The 23,178-nt window shown below is 41.1% G+C and carries 16 protein-coding genes; 5 read left to right on the top strand and 11 right to left on the bottom strand.

Annotated elements, in window-relative coordinates:
* Positions 1 to 12: 12 nt before the first annotated feature.
* Complete coding sequence (locus RMZ41_RS01105) at positions 13 to 5,058, bottom strand: eIF2A-related protein (RefSeq protein ID WP_322641656.1); 5,046 nt, start codon at positions 5,056 to 5,058, stop codon at positions 13 to 15.
* Positions 5,059 to 5,188: 130 nt separating this feature from the next.
* Positions 5,189 to 6,520 carry a P-loop NTPase fold protein gene (locus RMZ41_RS01100; protein WP_322641631.1) on the bottom strand — a complete coding sequence of 444 codons (1,332 nt, stop codon included), beginning with the start codon at positions 6,518 to 6,520 and terminating at the stop codon, positions 5,189 to 5,191.
* Between the two features lie 810 nt (positions 6,521 to 7,330).
* On the opposite strand from RMZ41_RS01100, the gene RMZ41_RS01095 reads away from it, so the two are divergent.
* The 3 genes from RMZ41_RS01095 to ftsZ all read left to right on the top strand — a co-directional run bounded on the left by RMZ41_RS01095 (position 7,331) and on the right by ftsZ (position 10,408).
* The gene (locus RMZ41_RS01095) at positions 7,331 to 8,185 is read left to right on the top strand and encodes a cell division protein FtsQ/DivIB (RefSeq protein WP_322641630.1); all 855 of its coding nucleotides are present in this window, start codon (positions 7,331 to 7,333) and stop codon (positions 8,183 to 8,185) included.
* A 562-nt stretch (positions 8,186 to 8,747) separates the two neighbouring features.
* On the top strand, positions 8,748 to 9,038 hold the full coding sequence (locus tag RMZ41_RS01090; protein WP_322641629.1) for a hypothetical protein: 291 nt from the start codon (positions 8,748 to 8,750) through the stop codon (positions 9,036 to 9,038).
* 53 nt (positions 9,039 to 9,091) lie between these two features.
* Positions 9,092 to 10,408 (top strand): cell division protein FtsZ, encoded by a 1,317-nt coding sequence (ftsZ, locus tag RMZ41_RS01085; protein ID WP_322641628.1) that lies wholly within the window; start codon positions 9,092 to 9,094, stop codon positions 10,406 to 10,408.
* Between the two features lie 260 nt (positions 10,409 to 10,668).
* Here the strand turns inward: ftsZ and RMZ41_RS01080 are convergent, their stop codons facing one another.
* The 6 genes from RMZ41_RS01080 to hflX form a co-directional block, all read right to left on the bottom strand.
* A complete protein-coding gene (locus RMZ41_RS01080; RefSeq protein WP_322641627.1) occupies positions 10,669 to 11,589 on the bottom strand; it encodes a hypothetical protein in 921 nt (306 codons plus the stop codon).
* A 453-nt stretch (positions 11,590 to 12,042) separates the two neighbouring features.
* Entirely contained in the window at positions 12,043 to 13,017 is a 975-nt protein-coding gene (gene gshB, locus RMZ41_RS01075) for a glutathione synthase (RefSeq protein WP_322641626.1), read from the bottom strand.
* Positions 13,018 to 13,213: 196 nt separating this feature from the next.
* Positions 13,214 to 13,477, bottom strand: coding sequence for a glutaredoxin 3 (grxC, locus tag RMZ41_RS01070; protein ID WP_322641625.1), 264 nt, complete (start codon positions 13,475 to 13,477; stop codon positions 13,214 to 13,216).
* Between the two features lie 393 nt (positions 13,478 to 13,870).
* Complete coding sequence (locus tag RMZ41_RS01065) at positions 13,871 to 15,271, bottom strand: XDD4 family exosortase-dependent surface protein (RefSeq protein WP_409874689.1); 1,401 nt, start codon at positions 15,269 to 15,271, stop codon at positions 13,871 to 13,873.
* Between the two features lie 448 nt (positions 15,272 to 15,719).
* Positions 15,720 to 16,601, bottom strand: a complete 882-nt coding sequence (locus RMZ41_RS01060; RefSeq protein WP_322641624.1) for a 2OG-Fe(II) oxygenase — start codon at positions 16,599 to 16,601, stop codon at positions 15,720 to 15,722.
* 538 nt (positions 16,602 to 17,139) lie between these two features.
* Positions 17,140 to 18,885: a GTPase HflX gene (gene hflX / locus RMZ41_RS01055; RefSeq protein ID WP_322641654.1), complete on the bottom strand. Its 1,746-nt coding sequence runs from the start codon at positions 18,883 to 18,885 to the stop codon at positions 17,140 to 17,142.
* A gap of 162 nt (positions 18,886 to 19,047) precedes the next feature.
* Here hflX and RMZ41_RS01050 point away from each other — a divergent pair, with 162 nt between their 5' ends.
* The gene (locus RMZ41_RS01050) at positions 19,048 to 19,677 is read left to right on the top strand and encodes a Uma2 family endonuclease (protein WP_322641623.1); all 630 of its coding nucleotides are present in this window, start codon (positions 19,048 to 19,050) and stop codon (positions 19,675 to 19,677) included.
* Between the two features lie 12 nt (positions 19,678 to 19,689).
* Here RMZ41_RS01050 and cofG read toward each other — a convergent pair whose 3' ends face one another.
* The 3 genes from cofG to RMZ41_RS01035 all read right to left on the bottom strand — a co-directional run bounded on the left by cofG (position 19,690) and on the right by RMZ41_RS01035 (position 22,033).
* Positions 19,690 to 20,667 carry a 7,8-didemethyl-8-hydroxy-5-deazariboflavin synthase subunit CofG gene (gene cofG, locus RMZ41_RS01045; protein WP_322641622.1) on the bottom strand — a complete coding sequence of 326 codons (978 nt, stop codon included), beginning with the start codon at positions 20,665 to 20,667 and terminating at the stop codon, positions 19,690 to 19,692.
* Positions 20,668 to 20,754: 87 nt separating this feature from the next.
* Positions 20,755 to 21,516, bottom strand: a complete 762-nt coding sequence (gene crtW / locus RMZ41_RS01040) for a beta-carotene ketolase CrtW (RefSeq protein WP_322641621.1) — start codon at positions 21,514 to 21,516, stop codon at positions 20,755 to 20,757.
* Positions 21,517 to 21,841: 325 nt separating this feature from the next.
* Positions 21,842 to 22,033 carry a chlorophyll a/b-binding protein gene (locus RMZ41_RS01035; RefSeq protein WP_322641620.1) on the bottom strand — a complete coding sequence of 64 codons (192 nt, stop codon included), beginning with the start codon at positions 22,031 to 22,033 and terminating at the stop codon, positions 21,842 to 21,844.
* Between the two features lie 318 nt (positions 22,034 to 22,351).
* On the opposite strand from RMZ41_RS01035, the gene RMZ41_RS01030 reads away from it, so the two are divergent.
* Positions 22,352 to 23,170 (top strand): SDR family oxidoreductase, encoded by an 819-nt coding sequence (locus tag RMZ41_RS01030; protein ID WP_322641619.1) that lies wholly within the window; start codon positions 22,352 to 22,354, stop codon positions 23,168 to 23,170.
* Positions 23,171 to 23,178 lie beyond the last annotated feature (8 nt).

Genomic DNA, 23,178 nt, shown 5'->3' with positions numbered 1-23,178 from the left:
TCTTACCTCTGCTTAAAATTTGCGGGTTATGCCATCACAAAGAAGGCGATCGCGCTCCTCAAGATTACGGTTGTGCTTGAGGTAATCACCCACCCAATCGCAACCACGAACCAGTAGATCGTCAAGATTTAAATTCCACAGAATTATCGTGTTGTCATTACTAGCTGATGCTAGTGTTTGACCATCTGGGCTAAAACTGACACTTAACACTGGGGCCCGATGCCCATTCAGACTTTTAATTAATTTACCTTCCCGGCTCCAGAGTTTCACTGTACTGTCCCAACTGGCGGCGGCAAGCAATTCACCATTGGGACTGAAAGTTACAGCATTGACGCTATCGCTGTACCCCTTTAACAAGGTTTTTAACAAGGTACCATCCCGTCGCCACAGTTTCACGGTGTTGTCCCAACTGGCAGAAGCCAGCAACTCATCAGTGGGACTAAAGCTGACACCTAATACCCAACTGTCATGGGGCGAAAAAGTTTTGAGCAACTTGCCTTCGCGGTTCCACAGTTTCACAGTTTGATCATCACTGGCAGAGGCTAAAATCTGACTATCAGGGCTGAAATTCACGCTATTTACCCAACCTTGATGCCCTACTAAGGTTTTGAGTAACTTGCCTTGACGGTTCCAGAGTTTTACAGTGTTATCTTTGCTAGCTGATGCCAAAAATTGACCGTCGGGGCTGAAATTCACGCTCATTACACTATCTTTATGTCCGTGGAGAGTCATGATTAAAGTACCGTTAAGCCGCCAAAGTTTCACAGTTTTGTCGAAACTTCCTGAAGCCAGCATTTCACCTTTGGGGTCAAAACTGACACTTGGAACTTTATTTTTGTGACCCACTAAAGTTTTGTAAAGTCGGGTTCTGAATTCGCCATTACTGGTGTATCTTTGCCAAAGTTTTACGGTGCGATCGCTACTACCAGAAGCCAGCATCTGACCGTTGGGACTCCAAGCAACGCTCAAAACTCGATCCTGATGCCCTTTCAGAATAGACGGTGTTGGGGCATTTAAACTCCATAGTTTCACACTTTTGTCGAAACTTCCTGAAACCAGGAATTTGTTATTTGGACTGAAAGCTAAACTAACAACAGCATCGCTGTGTCCTTTGAAGGTTTTGAGTAAAGTACCAGTGAGACTCCAGAGATTTATGGTATTGTCTTCGCCTGCGGAAGCTAACTTTTTACTATCAGAACTAAAGCTCAAACTCCATACTGTACTGCTATGCTGCCGTAAATTTTTGTAAAGACGAAAGTCAAAACTATCTTTAGTGTCGTTAATTTCTCTCTGCCAAAGTTTCACTGTCTTATCTCGACCTGCTGACGCTAAAAATTTCCCGTCGGGGCTAAAAACAGCTACAATCACACCCTGCCGATGTCCTTGCAAAGTTCTAAGTAGGCTACCATCCCGTCGCCAGATTTTCACTGTCTTGTCGTCGCTGGCCGAGGCGATGAATTGACCATCGGGGCTGAAGTTTACCCAGTTAACCCACCCTCGATGTCCTCTCAGGGTTTTTACTAATGTACCGTCTTTGCGCCAGAGTTTTATAGTTCTATCCTTACTGGCAGTAGCTAACAACTCGCCATCAGGACTGAAATTAACGCTATAAACCCAATCTTTATGTCCTTTCAGGATTTTATATGGCTTGGGGTCAAATTCACCTGTAACCGCGTTTTTGTGCCATATTCGCACTGTTTTGTCGAGACTGACGGAGGCGAGGGTTTGACCATCTGGGTTGAAACTTATACTGGTAACAGCATCAGTGTGACCTTTGAGCGTTTGCAGCAAAGTACCATCAGGATGCCAAATTTTCACCGTCTGATCTCGGCTACCTGATGCGAGGGTTTGACCATCTGGGCTGAAAGTTACTCCCCAGACAATATCAGTATGTCCTTCCAGGCGGTTGACTTCTGTTACCCCATAAACAGCTTGTTGTAGGGCCGTTACCACGCGCATTCGAGTATCTGGTTGCACTCCATCTGCTTGTTTGAGTCCTCTCCAAGCCCGCAAACTTTCTAATAAAGCATCAAACTCTTTATTAGAAGCAAATAGAGCTTCACTAGCAGCAGTAATTCCACTAATGCTCAAGTTAGTTTCACTGCGTTCCGCTCGTAGAGTTTGGCGAATTGCTGCTGTTTTTTGTAAGTCGGCTTGCCACCATAATGCTGCTATTGTTCCCCCCATGATTGCTAGCATCGCGCCGACAATCCGCGCTTCTCGCAGCCGCCGTTGCAACACCAAATTGAGTTGTTCTTGACTAAGCTGTTGGGCTACTTCTGCTTTAGTTTTTTCGAGTTTGATTTTTTCAAATTCTGCGAGCATACCATAGTTATTTTTTTGCCGAATTGGTTCAACTAAATAATCGTGAACTAGCTGGTAGCGATCGCCTAATTCTTCTCTGACTCGCAACACCAAACCTGAACCCACCAATATTTCTAAAATCAGTTCTCCAACTGTGTCAAAGCTTGATATTGGATCTAGATCCTGGTTATTAATTAATGCAGCCGCTAAATCAGCTTTAGCTTTTAATGGTCGCGTCCCTTTTTCATCAGTTAACTCAAATAATAATTTCCAACTTAACCCTTCATTTTCCTGACCGCAGTCTTTAATTACTTCCCCAAGCCAGCGTTCTACCAATTTTGCCGAGCCGCCACAAAGCTTGTATTGTCCAAGGGTGGTGATGTTTTCTATTTGTAATTGAGCGCCGACTATTTGTAATTCAATTGGATGTACTTCATCTAATTCTCCTGTCAAATCCTGGACTAATCGGTTAATTAATTCATCACTCAATTCATAATGCGATCGTTGAGTAAGACTATGAATTATGGCTTTAGCGTCCTGGCTAGAGAATTTTCCTAGATAGTAGCGAATATCTTTATCGAGAATATTTTTATTAATTACCCCTAAATCATATATTCCGATACTATTTTTTTGGCTTAAACGTTCAAATTCTAATAAATAATGTAAATAATCTTCTCTTAAGGAAAGAATAACTTTTACATAAGAAAGATTTAAACACTCACTAAAAAATTGATAAAATTCTATTCTTTGTGTAGGAGCATTACTAATAAAAAAAAATTCTTCAAATTGGTCTAATATAATAATTATTGTATAATTGCGCTCGGTTGCTAACCGAATTTTTTCTAGCAGTATAGTAGGCGTAGAGTCAGGATGAAGTGATATTCCTGTGTATGCTATCACTTGGTTCAAGCTGCTTATTAAAACTGTGAGCCAATCAGTATAAACAGACAAAACAATAGGTATAGGAATGCGTTCTCCGATAGCTTTCCCTATCAATGCAGGGACTAAACCAGCCTTGAGAATTGAGCTTTTACCTACGCCTGATGGCCCATAAATTACTGTGAGTTTATAGTCAGCACGACTAATTCTTTCAATCAAACGATTAACATCTTGCTGTCGTCCAGAAGCTGATATTTCTTGGGCAACTTCTTCAGGAACAAACGGTATTTTTTGAGATTCTAATGCTGGGTTAATTCTAGACCTTTGTGGCTGTAATTGACTTGCTCCAATAAAAGCACGAAAGCCATACTGATGTTCTATTTGAATTTTTTCTTGCTTAAGTTTAAATGCTTCTGTATAGTTATGGCGCTCAAAAAAATAAAGCGATCGCAGTTCCTCTAAAATCTCTAAATAAAGTGATGGTTGATGTTGTAGCTCACAAACTATCCTCGCCCATTCTAGGTTATTGATAGCTTCCTCTGACTCACCTAAATGCCTTTGTGTACGTGCAAGCAAGAGCAGATACCAACTTTCTTCTCGTCGTATTCGCAAAGCATCTCGCAGAGAAATTTCTGTTGCTCCTTCAGAAATTGAAAGTGCTGTATTCACTAATTCATGAGCTAGTATCCAATTCGATTCTGAAGCTGCCACATTTGCCAAAAAACCATAATTTTGAGCAACTTGTGCAGGAGTTCCATAGGTTTTATGTAAATGTAATGACTTTTGAGCTAATTTTTTTAAGTCTTCCCAGGCTTGTAACCGTTGCAGCATTTCACAAGCGGGCAAAATAAATTTAGCAACTAAGTCTTCTCTTTGTACCCCCTCTAATACGTCTAGGCATTGTTTAAACCATAAGAGAGCATGTTCGCAATATCTACTATTACTATTGTGGTGCAAATCTGCCATTCGGTGATAACACAGCCCAAGATGGAATAATACTATTGCTTGCTTGAGTAAAGACGAGGCAAGGGTAGGATGAGAAGATGAGAAGGACAAAGCAGAATTACTCTCCAACTCTGCTATTCTCTTCGTTTCCTGCTGCCATAATGCTAGGCTTCTTTGATAATTGGCTAAAGCACCATTAATTTGATCGTTGGCGTATTTATCTCGCCCTAAGACAAATTCTAAACTAGCTTCTAATCCTGGTGTTAATTTAACACCATATAGGCGCAACAAATCATTACGGGCTGATTCTATTTCGTGGCGGTGTTGAGACTTAGGATCTAAATCTAGGGAAGCATTAGATAAAAATGTTTCAGCACCTGCTTCTAAAACTTTGGCAAATAGAGATTCTGCTTCTTGATGAATCAAAGCAATTAAATCTACTTTTGCCATTTCAAATTTAATTGTGGTTGCAGCCCAACTTTTAAAATCAGGTGCTAATCTAGACAGCAATGATGCCACTTCATCTTGTAGCCACAAGACTACTGGAAATGGAAAAGTTGCAGCATAAATATCTCGTGCTTGATTAATACCTGTAAGTAAGTTTTCTAGATCGAACACAGACTCAATACCAAAAATCATCACAGCATCTGGCAAAGAGTCTGTGGCGACAGCAGGATTATCAAGAGATAGTTCTGAAACTATTGTGTTGTGTAAAGAAGTCGTTGATGAATTGAGAAAGATTTCTCTGATATTGATATCTTTAGTACTTGAGCGAATATTTTCTAACATTTGCTCACGTAATTGCCCATAGTTACACCGAACTAAAATTAGGGCAAATTGACCTTCCGAAAGTGCGATCGCTCTAATCAGTCTTTGCAAGGCATGCTGATTTTCTCTTGTGTAGATATGTAGTGGCTTATCAGTAGTCATTGGTTGTTGAGCATTGGGCATGGGGCATTGGGCATGGGGTATTGGGCATGGGGCATTGGGCATTAGTCCAATGGCAAAAGACAAAGGACTGATGACTAATGACTAATGACTATTAACTTACCCAGTACTATTACTTGTTTTGCTGCCAAGCTAAAACTTTTTCTGTTTCTGCTAGGGCTGGACTGATGCCAAACCAGCGCCCCACAGGATCGCGATATTCAAACAAATACATGCTTCGTAGTAAGCTTTGATAGTCAGACTCGCCTTTAACTCTCTGTTGCTGAACTACTTCAAACAATAATTCCCACTGGGATTCATCAATAGCTAATAGCAAATCGTCGCGGTAGTCCTTAATGACCGCTTCTAGGCAGTCTCTAGAAAAAGGTGGATCTTGTCGTTGCAGGCAGCTATAAAGTAAGCCCAGTAAGTTACGAATGTGGCCACCGCTAACGCGACATATCCGATCTAAGGTTTGGGAATGATCGAATAATTCTGTAATTAATAAAAGCCTTTCATTCAAAGGAACTTCTGGAAAAGCTCTTGCTAAGACTAACTGGCGTACTAGTGACATCCCTGGTTCGTAATCACTGCCATCTCTTTGCCGCACCAATACCATCGGCAGTACTTTTGGCGCAATCCCTCCCCCCAAGCGATTTTTTAGGGTTTCGTACTCATTGGAGAATATTAAGGTTAGGGGAATGGTGTAAACTAGGTGGCATTTGAGTCGGCGTAACTGTTCGCCTCGGTCGATAAAGAGATATTCTGGTTGCGATCGCCCTGATGCTAAGGGACGCATATCAACTCTATCCAAATTATCTACAATTACTACCAGTCCTTTTTGACCCCGCAGCTTTAGCTGTTCAACAGCCTTTTCTAAAATTTCTTCGTTAATCGCTTGCAAAATACTATTGGTACGTGGCTCCAAATATTGCCTCAGTTGATTCCGCATCTGGGTACTATCTTTGGTTTTGGCGGTAATTTTGGCAATACCCAAGGACAATTCTGCTTGTCCAGAAAGCTCTATGGGGCTTTGCAAAAAATCTCCTACTTCTTTAAATAGATTGGTAAAGTAACCACCTTTGAGTTTGATGTTAATGCCTTCTAAACTGGCGCTGACTTGACGGGCTACACTCAGCAAAATATCGCTGATATCAATATCAGCCATGTCTAAGTCTTGACTAGACTCAAAATAAACTACGTGAAATCCCGCTAATTCCAGTTCTGTTTTGAGGCGCTGCAATTCCGTTGATTTACCGCAACCAATGTGACCTGTAAATAACTGGCAGGTTGGCTCATCAGGAGAAATCCGAACTATAGTCCGTTGCAATTCTTCGACAATCTTGCAACCACGGACATCAGCGAAATCTATATAATACTGGCGATCTAGCACGTTACTTATATTGAGCGTGTAGCTTGGGTTACATGCTTTATAAAAACGTGACAAATTGAATGTCGTTTTCATGTATGTAGATGTGTGTAGATGCAGTTTAATTCGTATTTTTTCTACCAACAATCTCTAGCCCGGAGTAGGCATAGGATTAATTCGCAAGTTGGTAGTATCTTGCAGAAGTCAGCACTTATTACAGGATCGGTGTCAGTAGTATGGTAGAGATTTAATTAACCCTAATAACCTTAAGCATATTTGTCCTTTTTACACCTGCTACTGGAGTTTTGACAATCTCTAACTTTTGTTTGAGGCATAAACCTTTATGGCTGAATTAATCAGTAAAAAAGCTACTACATTCTATAGTTCCCTGTTTGTATAGCTGATGAGGTATGGCTGGTATGAATTATAGCAATTTATACAGTGATTCAGGAATACTTAGCTATCACTTCACATTCTATTTGTCAAGAAAACAAAATCAGAAATATTTAAATTAATTTAATTTCGATAATTTAGAGAAGAAATATCTGATAATCATTTGTCAAAAAGACAACAGTGAGTTAAGAATAGACACCGGAAACTTTAATAGGAAGGATGACTAGCACCACGTTGGTTCTGTAGTTACTGTAAAGTGTTACTAAAAATAAAAAAAGTCTTGAGGGGAGCGCCTAATAGATGCTAACAGTGTTTACTGAGATTAATAATGATACAAGCGCATGAAGAGTGTTGAGTTAAAAGATCGCAATGCCACTTGCTTGATGCTGGTAAACTTCAAGTTGAGCAATAAAATAGTGGGGCTTGTACTAAGTACATCAGTATAGAGTCTTTCCATGCACTCAATACTGAGCTTTGTCAATAAATTTGGAATGTAACGAGAAAGGGGTTTCAATGGCTGGCATAATATCAGTTTCTCGCACGGATCTAGCCCAACGTCGGAAAAAATTACGGCGGCGGCGGCAGATGAAAATTATTCAGGCTATCTGGCGAACCTTTGCCATTACTGGTTTGGCAGGTGGATTGCTGTGGGTAGCAGTTCAACCAGTATGGGTGTTAAAAACTCCCAAACAAGTGGTGATGAAATCAGGCAATCAATTACTCTCCGATGAGACAACTAAATCCCTGCTGGTGCTATCTTACCCCCAATCTTTGTGGCGAATTGAACCGGCTGCGATCGCAAACTCTTTGAAAAAACAACCAACTATTGCCCAAGCTATTGTTAAACGCCGCCTATTCCCTCCTGGATTAAACATCGAAATCCAAGAACGAGTCCCTGTAGCGGTGACTCAAACCCCAAGTGTGCAAAATCAAGGCACTGGCAATAAAAAAGTCACAATCGGCTTACTAGATGCAAGTGGAGCCTGGATACCTTTAGAAAAATACACATCACTAAATCCCACTCGGAAATTACCCAATCTCAGAGTAATTGGATCGCCAAAACAATACTGTCTCGACTGGACTCAAATTCATCAAGCTGTCAGTCAAAGTCCCGTTAAAGTGATGGAAATTGATTGTCAAAATCCAGCAAATTTAATTTTGAAAACAGAACTAGGAAATGTACATCTTGGTGTTCCAGGCCCTCAGTTGTCTGAACAAATTAAGGTACTCGCCCAAATGCTCCCTTTAACAGCAAAACTCAATTCCGGCCAAATAGAGTATATTGATCTGAAAAATCCCGAATTTCCCTTAGTACAAATGAACCAAAAAGACCAAAAATTAACTCCCAAAAACCCTAAAAATATCTAGTGTGTTTAATGTATTGATAGCTCCTAGTAAATTAAGAAGCTCTATGCTGATAAATATATTTATTATTTTCGGTTTTCCGGCAGTCCGCACGAAAATCGGCATTAACTTCTAATTAAAATGAGAAGATCAATCATAAAATCTCTTTCGTGAGGAAAATACTCTCAATTGTTACCCTAACATCTAAAGAGTAGGGTATGAGATGTCAGACAATCTAACTTTGATCTGTTGAGGATACTTCCAAAGACAGTTTACTGAAGTTTAAATTTGTAATTTAAAGTACTGTAAAGAGTTGCGTAAAAGCTGCTTTTGGGTAATCAGTTTGGACTATTCTGTACCGTAATTCCTAATTTGGTTACGAAACCTCTAGGAAAATCTTGATTTGTTGACCACACAAGTGAGGGTTCTCGTAAGATAGAGTATTGCTCCAATAAAGTGTCCATTAAGACCCCCCAAACAACAAATTAATCAGGTATAGTCTGACAAGTAAATTCTTGCTTACTTAAACCTTAAAAATTAAGTAAGTGTCAGGTAAATTTTGTGTCTAAAGTTGCAATTATCCCTAATGGTGAAACCTATTAACAATATTATTGAGGTAGATAAGATGCGCTGTAGTGTGTCTTTAGAACTTATGTTTTCCGAGCGGAAGAATGAAGAGATTAATACCTGCTTGAACTTATACAGGTCACTTTTAGATAAATATAGGTATACTTTTCTAGAATTGGCTGTGCGATCGGCTGTCTTAAAAGCTTATCCCGTAGCAAATTTTCACACTGCCAATTCTGTTAGGCTTGGCAGTAGTGAAAACAACAAAGAACAGTGCCATCGTTTTATGGCAGTGTCCAACTATAGTTGACCTTAAGTGAATAACACCTGAAAAAGTCGTTTATCTACCCTTTCGCAAATCCAATGACACTTGATAATAACCAAGGACTCACCTATAAAAATTCCCAATCTCCGGGACAGCCAGCGCTTTCTCTGGCAGTTAACTCCACCAATCCTTTTAATAACTCTGGTTTGAACTTCGGACAAAATCACGATAATAAGAAAATTTCTGCGGAGAATAGCCGAATTGGTGAGATTGTTCCTGGCCGGGTTGCCAACATCAAAGTGATTGGTGTTGGTGGCGGCGGTGGCAATGCCGTTAACCGCATGATCGAATCTGATGTCTCTGGTGTGGAATTTTGGTCAATTAACACTGATGCCCAAGCTTTAACTTTGGCAGGCGCTCCCAGTCGATTACAAATTGGACAAAAGCTAACACGGGGTTTAGGAGCAGGTGGTAATCCTGCTATTGGTCAAAAGGCAGCTGAGGAATCACGAGATGAAATTGCTACAGCTTTAGAGGGTGCTGACCTAGTATTTATTACTGCTGGCATGGGTGGTGGTACTGGGACTGGTGCAGCCCCAATCGTGGCAGAAGTAGCAAAAGAAATGGGCGCTCTTACTGTTGGTGTAGTCACACGTCCATTCGTTTTTGAGGGCCGCCGCCGCACCAGCCAAGCCGAACAAGGGATTGAAGGATTAAAAAGTCGAGTAGATACACTGATTATTATTCCCAACAACAAATTGCTGGAAGTGATCCCCGAACAAACACCTGTGCAAGAAGCTTTTCGCTATGCAGATGACGTGTTGCGTCAAGGGGTGCAAGGTATTTCTGATATCATCACAATTCCCGGTTTGGTAAACGTTGACTTTGCTGATGTCCGAGCTATTATGGCAGATGCGGGATCGGCACTGATGGGAATTGGTGTGAGTTCTGGGAAATCTAGAGCCAGAGAAGCTGCGATCGCAGCTATTTCTTCACCATTACTAGAGTCTTCTATTGAAGGTGCTAGAGGTGTTGTCTTTAATATCACAGGTGGTACTGACCTCACTTTGCATGAAGTGAATGCAGCCGCAGAAGCAATTTATGAGGTAGTTGATCCCAACGCCAATATTATTTTTGGGGCTGTAATTGATGACAGACTCCAAGGCGAGGTAAGAATTACTGTAATAGCCACCGGATTTACAGGTGAAGTGCAAGCTGCGGTACAACAAAGCGTAGCTAACGTTAGAGTAGCTCCCAATACCTCGAAGCGACCAACAACCCAACAACCCGCAGTTAATCCCCAAACTTCAACCCCAAGCGCAAATCCAACTCCCACTCCAACTCCAGAACCAAAAGAAAAACCTGGATTGGATATACCTGACTTCTTGAGAAACCGATCAAAACCACGGAATTAAAAGATTTTGGATTTGAGATTTTAGATTAAATTAGCAGTCTTAGGTTAGGCTGAGTGCTGTATAAAATCTGTTAGTTTCAGGGTTTTACCAAAAGCAGGGATAAGCAATCCGTTGCCATCCCTAATTTTGCTCATTGGCAAATAAATTCATCAACACTATTTAATAGAATGAAATTACTGGACTTTAGACTAAGAAGCACAAAATGACTCAGGGAAACTGAGTTGAAAAAAAGCAAAGTAAAAAATTAGAAAAAAGACAAATCAAGCAGGTTTCGGCTCGGCTTTACGTGAAGAGGAAGTACGCTTTTTGACAATGGGATAGCGAATTCTACGTTGCCGGGGTTGTCCTGCTTTCCACCCAGGAGATTTACCGCGTGGTTTTGGCGGAATGGATGGAGTAGAAACCCTGACCAAAATCCCAGGTATGGCTTGTGCAACTCGTCCAGGGGTAAGTTTAGTGATCTGTTTCTGCCAAGGGAGGGGATTGTCATTGACGATATCACGAGCCAGCCATAACTCCCAAGTCATCAGTGGCATTAAGTCGCTCCATCGGTCACATTGTTGGGGAGTTGACAGTTTAGGGAGCGTCCAATGCAAGCGTTGTTTAATAAACCGATACCAATGGTCAACCGCAAAACGTCGCATGTAAAGTTTCCAAACCTCAGATAAAGGTGGCATTTCTTCACCTACAAATGCCAACCACATCGGTTTATTGACTCGTGGTGAGCCGTCTTCTTGTAGCCTTTCCACCAATATAATTGACATTGTATGGTGTGGAGAAAGACGAAAATGCTTTCTTGTCCACAGGCAAATCTTAACTCTACCGAGTTTGGCATCTTCAAGTTCAATGGTTTGATGCTCGTAGGTTCTCTCTTTAAGGGTTGGTGCATCTGGTCTTGACCATACTGTATGGTCTCCTGCCAGGATAATACGTCCTTGTTTGGGTATTTTTTGACTGTACAGCCCCATCAATTTATTACGCTGCGGTCTGGTATCCTGTGTTGTCTCATAAATACTTGACCACTGACGACGGAATACGGGACACATTGATAAATCTGCCAGACTGTAGGCGTTACGTGTCAGCAATATTGCATCCATCATTTCAAATGTTGCATCTTTTGCCCGGCATAAACTTTGGTATGCTGCTTGACGGAATTCCCTCAGCTGTGCAAAAACATCCATAGCGGTAGATGAAGATTGGTTGTGCTTTTTTCATCTTCCGTTATTGGGGTGCTTATTATTACAGGCATCCCTTTATTTTTCTGCATACCTGTTCTTTGCCGATCGCTTGCTTTAGTCTAAAGTCCAGAAATTAGCCAGGAGTCTGCTGGCTAAAATTTCTTGCTGTGCTTTTGAAACAAAAAACCGGGAAGCCTGACTACGAATGCTTAAACGTAGCCCATCATAGATATCTCTACATCTATAGCAAGGGACTGGGGACTGGGTGAAAAGTCTTTTCGTGTTTAAGTTTCATCATCTGTTGATGTCCTAACCACCAAGGCTTGTGCTATACCACTGCAAACCATTAAACTTATATTAGGTATAAACAAAGCTGCGTGGGTAAATTACCCACGCAAGCGTCTGAAGTAATTCTGTTTTTTGGAGAATAGACACCAAATAAACAATAATTTACATTTATTTTTTAGTTTTTAGTGAGTGTTCAATCGATTGAATAACCTGATGACCGAGATTAGTCCCATCTAGGCGATCAATCTCACGAATTCCTGTAGGACTAGTGACGTTAACTTCAGTTAAGTAGCCACCAATAACATCAATCCCCACAAAAATTAAACCGTCTTGGCGTAAGCGTTCGGCTACTTCGATACAAATTTCATTTTCTCTTGGGGTAATTTCGGTTTGAGCGACTGTACCACCAGTAGCCATGTTATTGCGAAAATCAGTTCCGCTAGATAGGCGATTGAGCGCACCAATCGGTTCGCCATTAAGCAGGATAATTCGCTTATCTCCTGCTTTTGCCTCCGGTAGATAGGTTTGTACCATTACAGGGATTCGACCTTGGAGAGTACTGAGTTCGACAATCGAGTTAAAATTGCGATCGCTTGATTGCAAAAATAAAATTCCTTCTCCAGCTTTGTTTCCCAGTGGTTTGAGAACTGCTGCCCCCTTTGCTTTGACAAATTCTCGGATAAACTCTTTATCAGCACTGACAATCGTTTCTGGAATTGCTTTGGTAAATTGGAGGGCATACATTTTTTCATTTGCCCCTCGGATGCCGCTAGGACTGTTAATCAGCAGGGTTTTATTTTGGTCAATGTAATCCAGAATGTAAGTGGCATAGAGGTAGGAATCATTGACAGGTGGATCTGTCCGCATAAATACGGCATCCATTGTCTCTAAAGAAGTTAAGGAAGAATCGCTCAACTTATACCAAGGACTCGCCGCTACCCAACGTCCCTCGACTAACTGCACTGGTACAAGTTCGACTCGCTGTAGGACAGCCCAAGCTTTGCCCTCCACTACACTCAGCAGATTTGCTTGAGTTACCCAAACTTCGTGTCCCAGAATTTGCGCTGCTTCGATCAGGGCAATGCTGGTATCATGACACGGGTCAAGTAGATGGATGGGATCAATGATAAAAGCCAGTTTCACCCTTTATACCTCAATCACCAAAAAATTAAATGGTTATTCAATTATTATCTCTTGACGATCTTACTAATTGACGTACATCTGTACTGCTGAGTAGAAACTGGAGGGTAAAGTCTTGTGGACAGATGCTTTTGCAAGAAAAAAGTTCGTAAACAGAGTTGTAGTCGATTGTTGCTAGCGATCGCAATATCTTCTAAAGTTACACAGTAGTTAGTAGCTCATCCAGCTTACCTTGACTGTCTAAAGCGTGGATGTCATCACAACCACCAATATGGTCATCATTGATGAAAATTTGCGGTAAAGAACGCCGTCCATTTGCTCTTTGAGCCATTTTATTTCTGGCTGACTCATCTCCGTCAATGCTATATTCGGTAAATTCAACACCCTTACTCTTCAGCAAACTTTTGGCACGGATACAAAACGGGCAAGTCTTCCAGGTGTAAATTTCTACTTTGGCAGCCATAATGTCCTCAACTTGATTTAATACTTCTTAATTTTAGAACGTCCCCACTGGCTGGGGCTGTTTTATTCCTTCATAATTCAATCTACAGAAAAAGTATTTAATGTGGATTGCAAAGTTAATGCTAGCCAAATCTGTAGACTATTGTTATTTTGCATCCTACTTAACAAACTAACAATATTTCAGTTTCAATCCTGGGAATGCCAGTAATTATATTGAGATTGTTTCTATCATTTAACTTTTTTCAAGTACTAAGCGCTAGTTAGAAAGTAGGAATTTTCTGGGCGAGTTTTAGTTTAGCATTTCTTACCTTTAACAAATATGGGTTCAGAAGTGCCTATGCTCCTCCAAACCCATGTATTTAAGCTCCTCCCTACTAAAATTTAGCTGTGCGGTTTAAATTTGGGAAATATTTTTTTTCTTTTTCTTCTGAAGTCCGAAAACACCCAAGCCTAATAATCCTAATGCTGCGGTTGTACTAGGTTCAGGTACTTTTTTCGGTTGAGGTGCAGGAGGTTGATAGTAAGGTGGTACGGGTGTTGGTGCTGGTGCTGGCGCAGGTGTTGGCGCGGGTGTTGGTGCAGGTGTTGGTGCGGGTGTTGGTGCGGGTGTTGGTGCGGGTGTTGGTGCAGGTGTTGGTGCAGGTGTTGGTGCTGGTGTTGGCGCGGGTGTTGGCGCGGGTGTTGGCGCGGGTGTTGGTGCTGGTGTTGGTGCGGGTGTTGGTGCTGGTGTTGGTGCGGGTGTTGGTGCGGGTGTTGGTGCTGGTGTTGGTGCGGGTGTTGGTGCGGGTGTTGGTGCTGGTGTTGGTGCTGGTGTTGGTGCGGGTGTTGGTGCTGGTGTTGGTGCTGGTGTTGGTGCTGGTGTTGGTGCTGGTGTTGGTGCTGGTGTTGGTGCTGGTGTTGGTGTGGTAGCAGGTTTTATACTAGTTTCGCTTAGTGATGTACCGTACTGAAAGCGGATGTTGCCAATCTTAGTGATGTCAAAGTTAGAGGTTAGCCCTGATAGTAGGAAAGTAGCTGAACTTTGAACAAAAGTCCCCGAACTCACGGCTGGATTTGCATCATTAGCGTAACCACTGATGATGCCGTAATTGAATTGCTGTCCACCACCACCTTGGAAAATACCTAAGCCAGCTGTACCCAGACCATAGTGTTGGTCAATGCCAGGAAGTCCTCCAGTATTACTAGTGTTGGGTAATTTCCATTCATTTAGAGCTAGAAGATCAACATTCTTTGTAGTGGTGGAGCCTACGTTTGAGGTTACTGTCGGAGCTAGAGCCGAAACCAGCGATAAGTTGCTTAGGGGAGAACCAGCATAGTCCCAGAAAACTGATGTCAGCACATCAGAAGGGTTTGAGATTCCTACAGAAGAATTGTTAGTCAGGGTCAGCGACAATAAACCATTGTCTAGGTAACTAAAGAGAACTGACGCTGCCAGAGGGTCATTGGATTTGTCGTAGGTATTGGTTCCTGTAGCTGAAAAACTTATAGATCCTAAACTCTTAGGTGCGGGTGCGGGTGCAGGTGCGGGCGCTGGTGCGGGTGCGGGCGCTGGTGCGGGTGCGGGTGCGGGTGCAGGTGCGGGCGCTGGTGCGGGTGCAGGTGCGGGCGCTGGTGCAGGTGCAGGTGCAGGTGCGGGTGCAGGCGCTGGTGAATTTTTTTTGTCGCTACCGCTATTACCGTTACCGTTACCGTTTGATGCCTGTACTTGAGGCATTTGTGACCCTAAAGCCAAGGTGAATGATAATAGACCACAGGTTATATAACCAACTACTTTTTTTGAATATCCTTGAGACATGTAAATCAAACCTCTTTGTCTTAAACAAGATATGGAAAAGCTTCTTAATAATGATGTTGATACAAGCGACATTGACATCATTCACTGATCTAAATTGGCACAAAATAATGAGATATAGTACTGTTTTTGTTAAGCTTTATCTAAAATTTAATAGATGCTAAATAAATGATGTTCTTGCAATCGTCTTACGATAATCCAGCGTTTATACTATGAAAAGCATTTTTGTTAAATTACGTAATCACCCTAGCTTTAATTGGTGTTTTAACTCTTTATTTAAAGTTTATAAATAAATTGCTTAAGTAATCTTGATAGACTATTTATAATGTAATGATAGATATTATTCAAAAAGCCTATTGGCTATGAGTTTGCAATAAATTAGGGAAAGCGATCGCCTTCCCTAAAGTTAAATACTCACGGTAGTCGCAGACAGTGATTATACTGAATTCGCTTATCGACGCACCCAGCCATTGATAGTAAATCGACTATCTCCAAAAGCTTGAGAGGGACAATTCACAGGCAATACTTCGTGCATATAGCGGCTGAGGAAGAATATAATGCTGTTGTTACGAGGTTCAACTGTTTTGAATGTCTCAGCATTTATATATACATTATTTTCAATTGTGCTGTCGTATATCAGCAATTCGCCACCAGAAAATGATTTTGGTTCTCGATAAAAGTAATAAACGTATGTTAGTTCTCTGGTAGCAGTATCTGGACTGCCATTATCATTATGAAGTTTGTAATAGTTACCATCATTATGTGCAGTTAGTTGCCCTTCAATTGTTGATATAGAAAACGATGGTAAGTTTAATTTGCTTATAATATCAGGAATCACTGCTTGAATTCTCTCTAATATCAGTTCTGAAAATTCAGGGAATGAGTAGAGAACCATTGATTGACGATAGTTAATATCGTTTGTAGAAGTATTGCTTGGCAAGAAAGCCGATTCTTTTTCTAGAACGTATTTGAGTAAGTGTTTATGTTCTTCTGGTTTAAGAAAATTATCTATTTGTATATAATCAGAAGCCAGAATATAATCATTTTGCAGTTCTATTTTCTCTGATTGCTGTATAAAGATCGGGGGTTCTGTAACCACGCCTATAAGATGTTCGCTAGGGAAACACAAAACCGAGCGCCCTTCATTGATGGGAATTTGGAATAAATTCTGTAAATTAGATTCTTGCTTGTAGGCGCGAGCCACAATAGTTGCTAAAAGACTGTTCAGTTCAGGCGAATCTGATTTTAAATAAACGGTATATTGATGTCCTCCAGTTAAAAGAAGCTGTACTTTGACATCTTTTGACTCAAATTGCTGTGAAGCCAATTGCATATACCTTCCTTTATATTATTTCTAAAATTAATTAATAACCAGTTCAGAGCTTAAAGTCTCATATACCATTAGACTTTATTCATAAAATAAACAGGAGTCAGGAGTCAGAATACAGGAGTCAGAATACTCCACCCATGAAGGGATGGAGTTTTAAGGCGAGAATATTTTAATTCTTTTCGCGCCACTTGCGGGTGAGGTTTTAAACCAATATTCAGACGCGACGCTCGCAGACTCGCTACCGCTACGCTATCGTGAACTCGCACTTCGCAAGCTATCAACCACTCGTACAGAATTTATGCTGAATTCTGACTCCTGATTTCTGAATTCTTCTTATAAATGTAATTACTGTATCAGCTAAAAACAGAAAAATACCATTAACCAATTGTTCTAACATGTATTTTCCAATATTGTCATTCAGCAAATTCCACATAACTCGACAATGGTTCAACTAAAAATATCTGTTATTTTCCATAGAAAATGCCATAGTTAATAATAACTACGGCATCTTCAACTAGAAATTAAAAATTGCTTTCGGTATTTACCGAGAGTCAACGGCATATTCAATCAGTTGGGCAAGGCGATGGCGTAGGGTTTCTAATCCCAAACGCTGACTCGCTGAAATAAATACCGCTAGGGGGAATTCTTCTCTAGCTAAAGCTAGTGTTTCACTATTTGCTTGATCGATCTTGTTAAAAATAACTAACGCGGGGCCAGGAGTTATTGGCATTTGTGCCAAGATTTCTCTGACTGAACGAATATGACGCAACCAAGCCGGGTGAGACAAATCCACTAAATGTAGTAGGGCATCGGCTTCTGTGACTTCCTCCAAGGTGGCGCGGAAGGCATCCATTAATGATGCAGGTAGTTCGTGTATGAACCCTACCGTATCTGTAATCAGAATTTCCTGATGTTCATTTGTTTCGCCGTAAGGAATTACCAGGCGGCGGGTAGTAGGATCGAGAGTGGCAAATAATTGGTCGGCTGTATAAACTTCTGCGTTAGTGAGAGCGTTCAACAGGGTAGATTTACCAGCGTTGGTATATCCAACTAAAGCCACTGAGGGAATTTCTCGATGCTGCCTTCGTTGCCGTAACCGCGAACGATGAGCCTGCAACTGGTTCACTTCTTTTTGCAGTCGGGAAATACGCTGGCCAATGGCACGGCGTTCTGTTTCTAGTTTGGTTTCACCAGGGCCACGAGTTCCTATACCACCACCCAATCGGGACATGGTACGACCTCTACCTGCTAGTCGCGGTTGCATGTATTCTAGCTGTGCTAGTTCTACTTGCAATTTACCGGCACGGGATTGAGCGCGTTGGGCAAAGATATCTAAAATTACTTCGGTGCGGTCAACTACCCGGATACCAATTTGCATTTCTAAGTTGCGGACTTGGGAGGGTGAAAGGTCGCGGTCGAAGACGACAAGATTAACTCCTAGCGTTTGGGCAGTTAGGGCAATTTCTTGCACTTTACCTTCACCAACTACTGTTTGGGGATGAACGCGCGATCGCTTTTGTTGTATTGTCTGTAATACATCTCCCCCAGCAGTATCAACTAACCGTGCCAATTCTAATAGGGTGTCTTGGAATTGTAGGGGAGTCATCTCACTGGTCATCAGCCCCACAATTAGCACGCGATCATGGTCGGCATCTACTTCCTGAGCGATAAATTCGCGCTGGAATTCTGCTTCCAGATTTTCCACCAGGTCTACTAAATCCTGGTCTGCTAAATCATCCAAATCCATAGGTGGCGATATATTCCAACTTGGAGTTTGAATTTTGCTCTCTTCTACTTTGAAAGCAGCAGGACTAGTAATCAGGGTGCGAGACTCTTGGGGTATTAGATGAGCTAAATAAGCTTCTTTGACATACCCAGTCGCACCACCTCCGCGCCGTGTAAATCCGGCTCCGGTAATATTTAGAACAACTAGAGCATCTAAACGTTGCAACGCCATAGCCGTGAGTGCCGCTTCATTGGGCGGTTCTGGCTTGAGATGGGTGGCAATACAACGAATACCACTGAGTCGTTCTGCACCGTAACGGGGCAATTCCATCGGTGGTATTTGGGTTTGACGTGGTGTACCTACCCCAACGCGAATCACTTGTCCGCGACGGTTAATGTAGGCGCACACAGGCTGATTGACTTCTGTGCTAATTGCTGCCAGACGCTGGGAAAACTCAGGCGTGGTGATGCGATCGCCTGGTATACGCTGGTGATACAGCCGCTGTAGTTGTTTCAGCTGGCTGGACTTTAAACCTTGAAGATTTCCGTAGATAGTTTCTATAGGCGTTTATGACCAGTAAATGGCCCCCCAAATCCTTCTTATGTCTATTTTACAACAGGGTTTAGGCTGCTATCTACATCTTCTGAGGGATGCATTGGGAATTAGTTCGCGGTGCGTATTAATTTGACGCTATTTTGGTGATAGTAACCCACAACTTGAGCAATGTTAACAACACGCGCCGCCTCAGAACAAAGGGCTGTATTGAGAAATATCAGCTGGCAGACTTTTGAAACCATGCTAGCTGAGATTGGAGAGGATAGAGCCTCTCGAATCGCCTATGACCAAGGAACGCTGGAAATTATGACCCCACTGATGCCGCATGAGCATTGGAATTGTTTATTGAAACTACTCATTTTCGTTTTGGGTGAAGAGTTGAATTTAGAAATTTTTCCTACAGGTTCAACGACTTTGAAACGGGAAGATTTGCGGCGTGGTGCGGAACCAGATAGCAGTTACTATATTTGCAATGAAGCGTTGGTGAGGAACAAATCAGAAATTGATTTGAACCGTGACCCAGCACCAGATTTAGTAGTAGAAATAGATTTAACGAGTTCTTCGCTGAATAAATTCGATATTTATGCGTCTTTAGGTATTATGGAAATTTGGCGTTATGACGAGGGTGTGCTGTATATTTACCAACTGCAAGAAGGGCAATATATAGAGCGTAATAATTCGCCAAGTTTTGCACAATTGCCTTTAATTGAAATTGCTCGATTTTTAGAAGAAAGTCAAAGAATTGGCGTGATGAAAATGACGCGGAATTTTCGAGAATGGGTGAAGGGACAAATTTAAGAATTTACGCAGCTACAGAAAGACTGGGGTGAGAGTCTTTCGCCAGTGCTTCACTGCTGTTTGCAATTCCCCCGACAACCAGGGATCAAATTGAGGATAAACTGGCGATCGCGCCACTAATTCCCACCCAGCAGGCTGTAAAATATTTCTCAAAGTTTGCTCCTGAATATGTGGATAATCGGGATTAACTTCGTCTTTTGGCCCAATTCCACCCAAATCTCGCGCACCAGCTTCAATACAAGCGAGTAACCAGCAATCATCCTTAACTAAATTCGGCGGAATTTGAATAGTAATATCTGACGGTAAAATCTGACGTGCTTTAGCAATTACTTTTGGTAACTGATGAGGATTAAAAGGAGGCGCATCAAAGGTTTGCTGATTTCCTGGGCTATGAGGTTGCAGGATGACTTCTTGAATGTGATGGTAACGTTGGTGCAAATGAGATATAGCTTCCAAGGTTTCCCACCAATCATCTACAGTTTCTCCAATTCCCAACAGTAACCCAGTAGTGAAGGGAATCTGCAACTCTCCCGCCCATTGCAATTGTTGTAAACGCACTTCTGGTAATTTACTCGGTGCGTGCCGATGTACACTATTTAACAATGTTGGCGTTAACTGTTCCAACATCAGCCCCATCGAAACATTAACACGCTTGAGTTTTTGCATTTCCTGAAAACTCAATGGCCCCGCATTGGTGTGTGGTAAAAACCCCATAGAAAGCGCTAATTCGCACAAATCATAAATTCGCCCAAACCACGCCTCACGTCTTGAGGAATAGGGATGCACTTCACCACTGAGGATAAGGATTTCACAGACTTTTTCGCTTTGAAGTGATTTTAAAATACTTCCTGCATCTGAAAGAGTCATCCAAGGACTTTTACCCGGTTCACTACGAAAGTTGCAGTAACTACACCGATTAAAGCATTCGTAAGTAGGAACTATTGTATAAGCAGGGCTATAGGTGACAAGACAAGAATTATTAACTGGCATAAGCAGGATAATCTAAAAGAATGCCTACTTCAAACTATATAAATTACCGTGCGATCTTTGTTGTCATTATATTTAAATAAACAAGAACTATTTTGCTTTGTAAATTTCTGGTAACTGCCACCAAGTAATATGGGGATATTCATGATGTTCTTCATGATAGCCAAAATGATAGCATGTGATAAACGACCACCAAATTGGACGAGGAATAGTTTGGGAACGATGAGGCTGAATATAACCTCCTATAGGTTCACTATGAGGTAGAAAAGTCCCAAAATAAAATAATTGGAATGAACTTAAAATCGATGGAATCACCCAAAAATACGTTAGATTAGCATGAGGTATATGGAGAACATGATTAGCTAAGTGATAGATAATAGTTAGCGCAATTATTTGTCTCCAACTCCAGTAACCCATCATAAAATGAAAATACCAGGCAAAGAAATTCTTGTATTTCCCATTATGAAAATCCGGGTCTATCTCGCTTGCTGGATTGTGGTGATGTATCCAATGCTTTTTCAATAACTTTTTATAAGGTAAAAGTCCATAAAGAGATAAGGTTAATGTCCCAATAAAATGATTAATTTTAGTGTTCTGGGGAAGCACTACCCCATGCATGGCATCATGAGATGTAATAAATAATCCTGTATATAAAAATGTTTGCCATAGGATGCTAGGTAATAACATCCAAAATGTTAACCCAGAAATGTCTAAGGAAAGTAATAAACTTAGGCTAATAAGCCATGCAGTAACAATGATAATGGCAATGAAAAGTCCCTTAAACTGAGATTTACTTTTCACTGTTGGGGTCAATTTTGTTTGATGATTGGGTGGTTGTTCCAATTGAATCACGCTTTTACTCCGCCTTGTATTAAATTGAAAATTTCTAATATATAGTCATGATAAAAATCACTAACTACCATTCATAAAACTCTATTAGTAGTCAGTGTTTTGCATTGGACAGCGCCAATGCCCTAATAATATGTACAAACATTAAGATACTTGAACTATTATTACACAAGTAGATGCTATTCTAAAAACTGTTTTTGGTTTTAAGATTGGTTTATACAAGTAATAACACTGGCTATACTAATAGTTTATATAACCAGTATCTTGTCTTTACTACTTTGGATAAAATCTAAGCCTGCAACAAAGACGGTAATAATTAGTGCGTGGTTTAGGAAATGAGGTTAAGTACATCTCGTAGTACGCTATAGCCATTGAGATCCCAAATTAGGTAAGCTAGAAAACCAATCATAGCCAAGCGACCATTCCAAAGTTCAGACTGAGGGGTTAGACCAAGTTCAGCAGCATTGCGGTCTTTGCCATTGTATGCGGTTTCAGTTTTATCGCTAGGATAAAGTGCCATTGTTAAGTTACCTTAAGAAGCTAATTACATTGTTCATATTACTTAACTTACCCAATTGGTGTTATCTGTCTCTAGTTGAAAAGTAGATGCAACTCTAAAGAATGAGATTTTAAGGAGTTCAAGAAATACTTATCTAACAAAAGTTCAATAATAGCTTTTATTAGCCTATAGAGCAGAGGTATTTTTAGGAAACAGATGCTAATGAGAACTTGTAACTTTACTAAAAAACTATTTAAAAAATCTAGCAAAAGTTAGAATGTTTATGGAGCTTTCTTATCCAGACTAATAAACAGTGAATAGGTTTTTTAAACTTAAAGTATGACTCCTACGGTACTAATTACAGGTGCTTCTGAAGGTATTGGTAAAGCAACGGCTCTTTTATTTGCACGGCAAGGATATAACCTGGTACTTGCCGCTCGTAATGCTGACACCTTGGAAGCCTTAGCGCAGGAGGTGCAAAGCATTGGCTGTGCAGCACCATTAACGGTTACTTGCGATGTCACTGAATCATCTCAGGTAAAGACATTAGTGCAAAAAGCATTAGAAAATTATGGTTATATCGATGTGCTGATAAACAATGCGGGCATCTTTGCATCGGGGCCAGTAGAGCAGTTTTCTTTGAGCGATTGGCATCAAATTATAGATACCAATTTATGGGGATATATCCACACAATTAATGCCCTTTTGCCTCATTTTCTCCAGCGTCGAAGTGGAACTATAGTAAATTTAAGTTCCATTGGTGGTAAAGTGCCAACTGCTTACTTGGTTCCCTACTGTACTAGTAAGTTTGGTGTTACCGGATTGACGGAAGCCCTACAAGTAGAATTACATCCAAAAGGTATTCATGTTTGTGGGATTTATCCGAATTTAATTAAGAGTACTTTAATGGAACGAGCAGTTTTTCGGGGCAAGGATGAGCAAGATACTCAAACTCGCCGTGGACAGCTTGAGTATGTGCTGAAAACTCCGGTGGTGGAGAAGCCTGAAGATGTGGCAAATGCTATCTGGGATGCTGTCAAGAATAAGAAGTCAGAAGTGATGGTTGGTTCGGCGAATTTCTCACAAGCTTTGTACCGCTTGTTTCCTGGTTTGATAAAGTGGGTTTCACGGCAAGGGTTGAAGAATCAGGATAACTAATTTTTGCT

This window comes from Nostoc sp. DedVER02, assembly GCF_034530675.2.
Lineage (GTDB): Bacteria > Cyanobacteriota > Cyanobacteriia > Cyanobacteriales > Nostocaceae > Nostoc.
The sequence above is the reverse complement of the archived record's forward strand: the minus strand, read 5'-3'. Positions and strand labels throughout refer to the sequence as shown.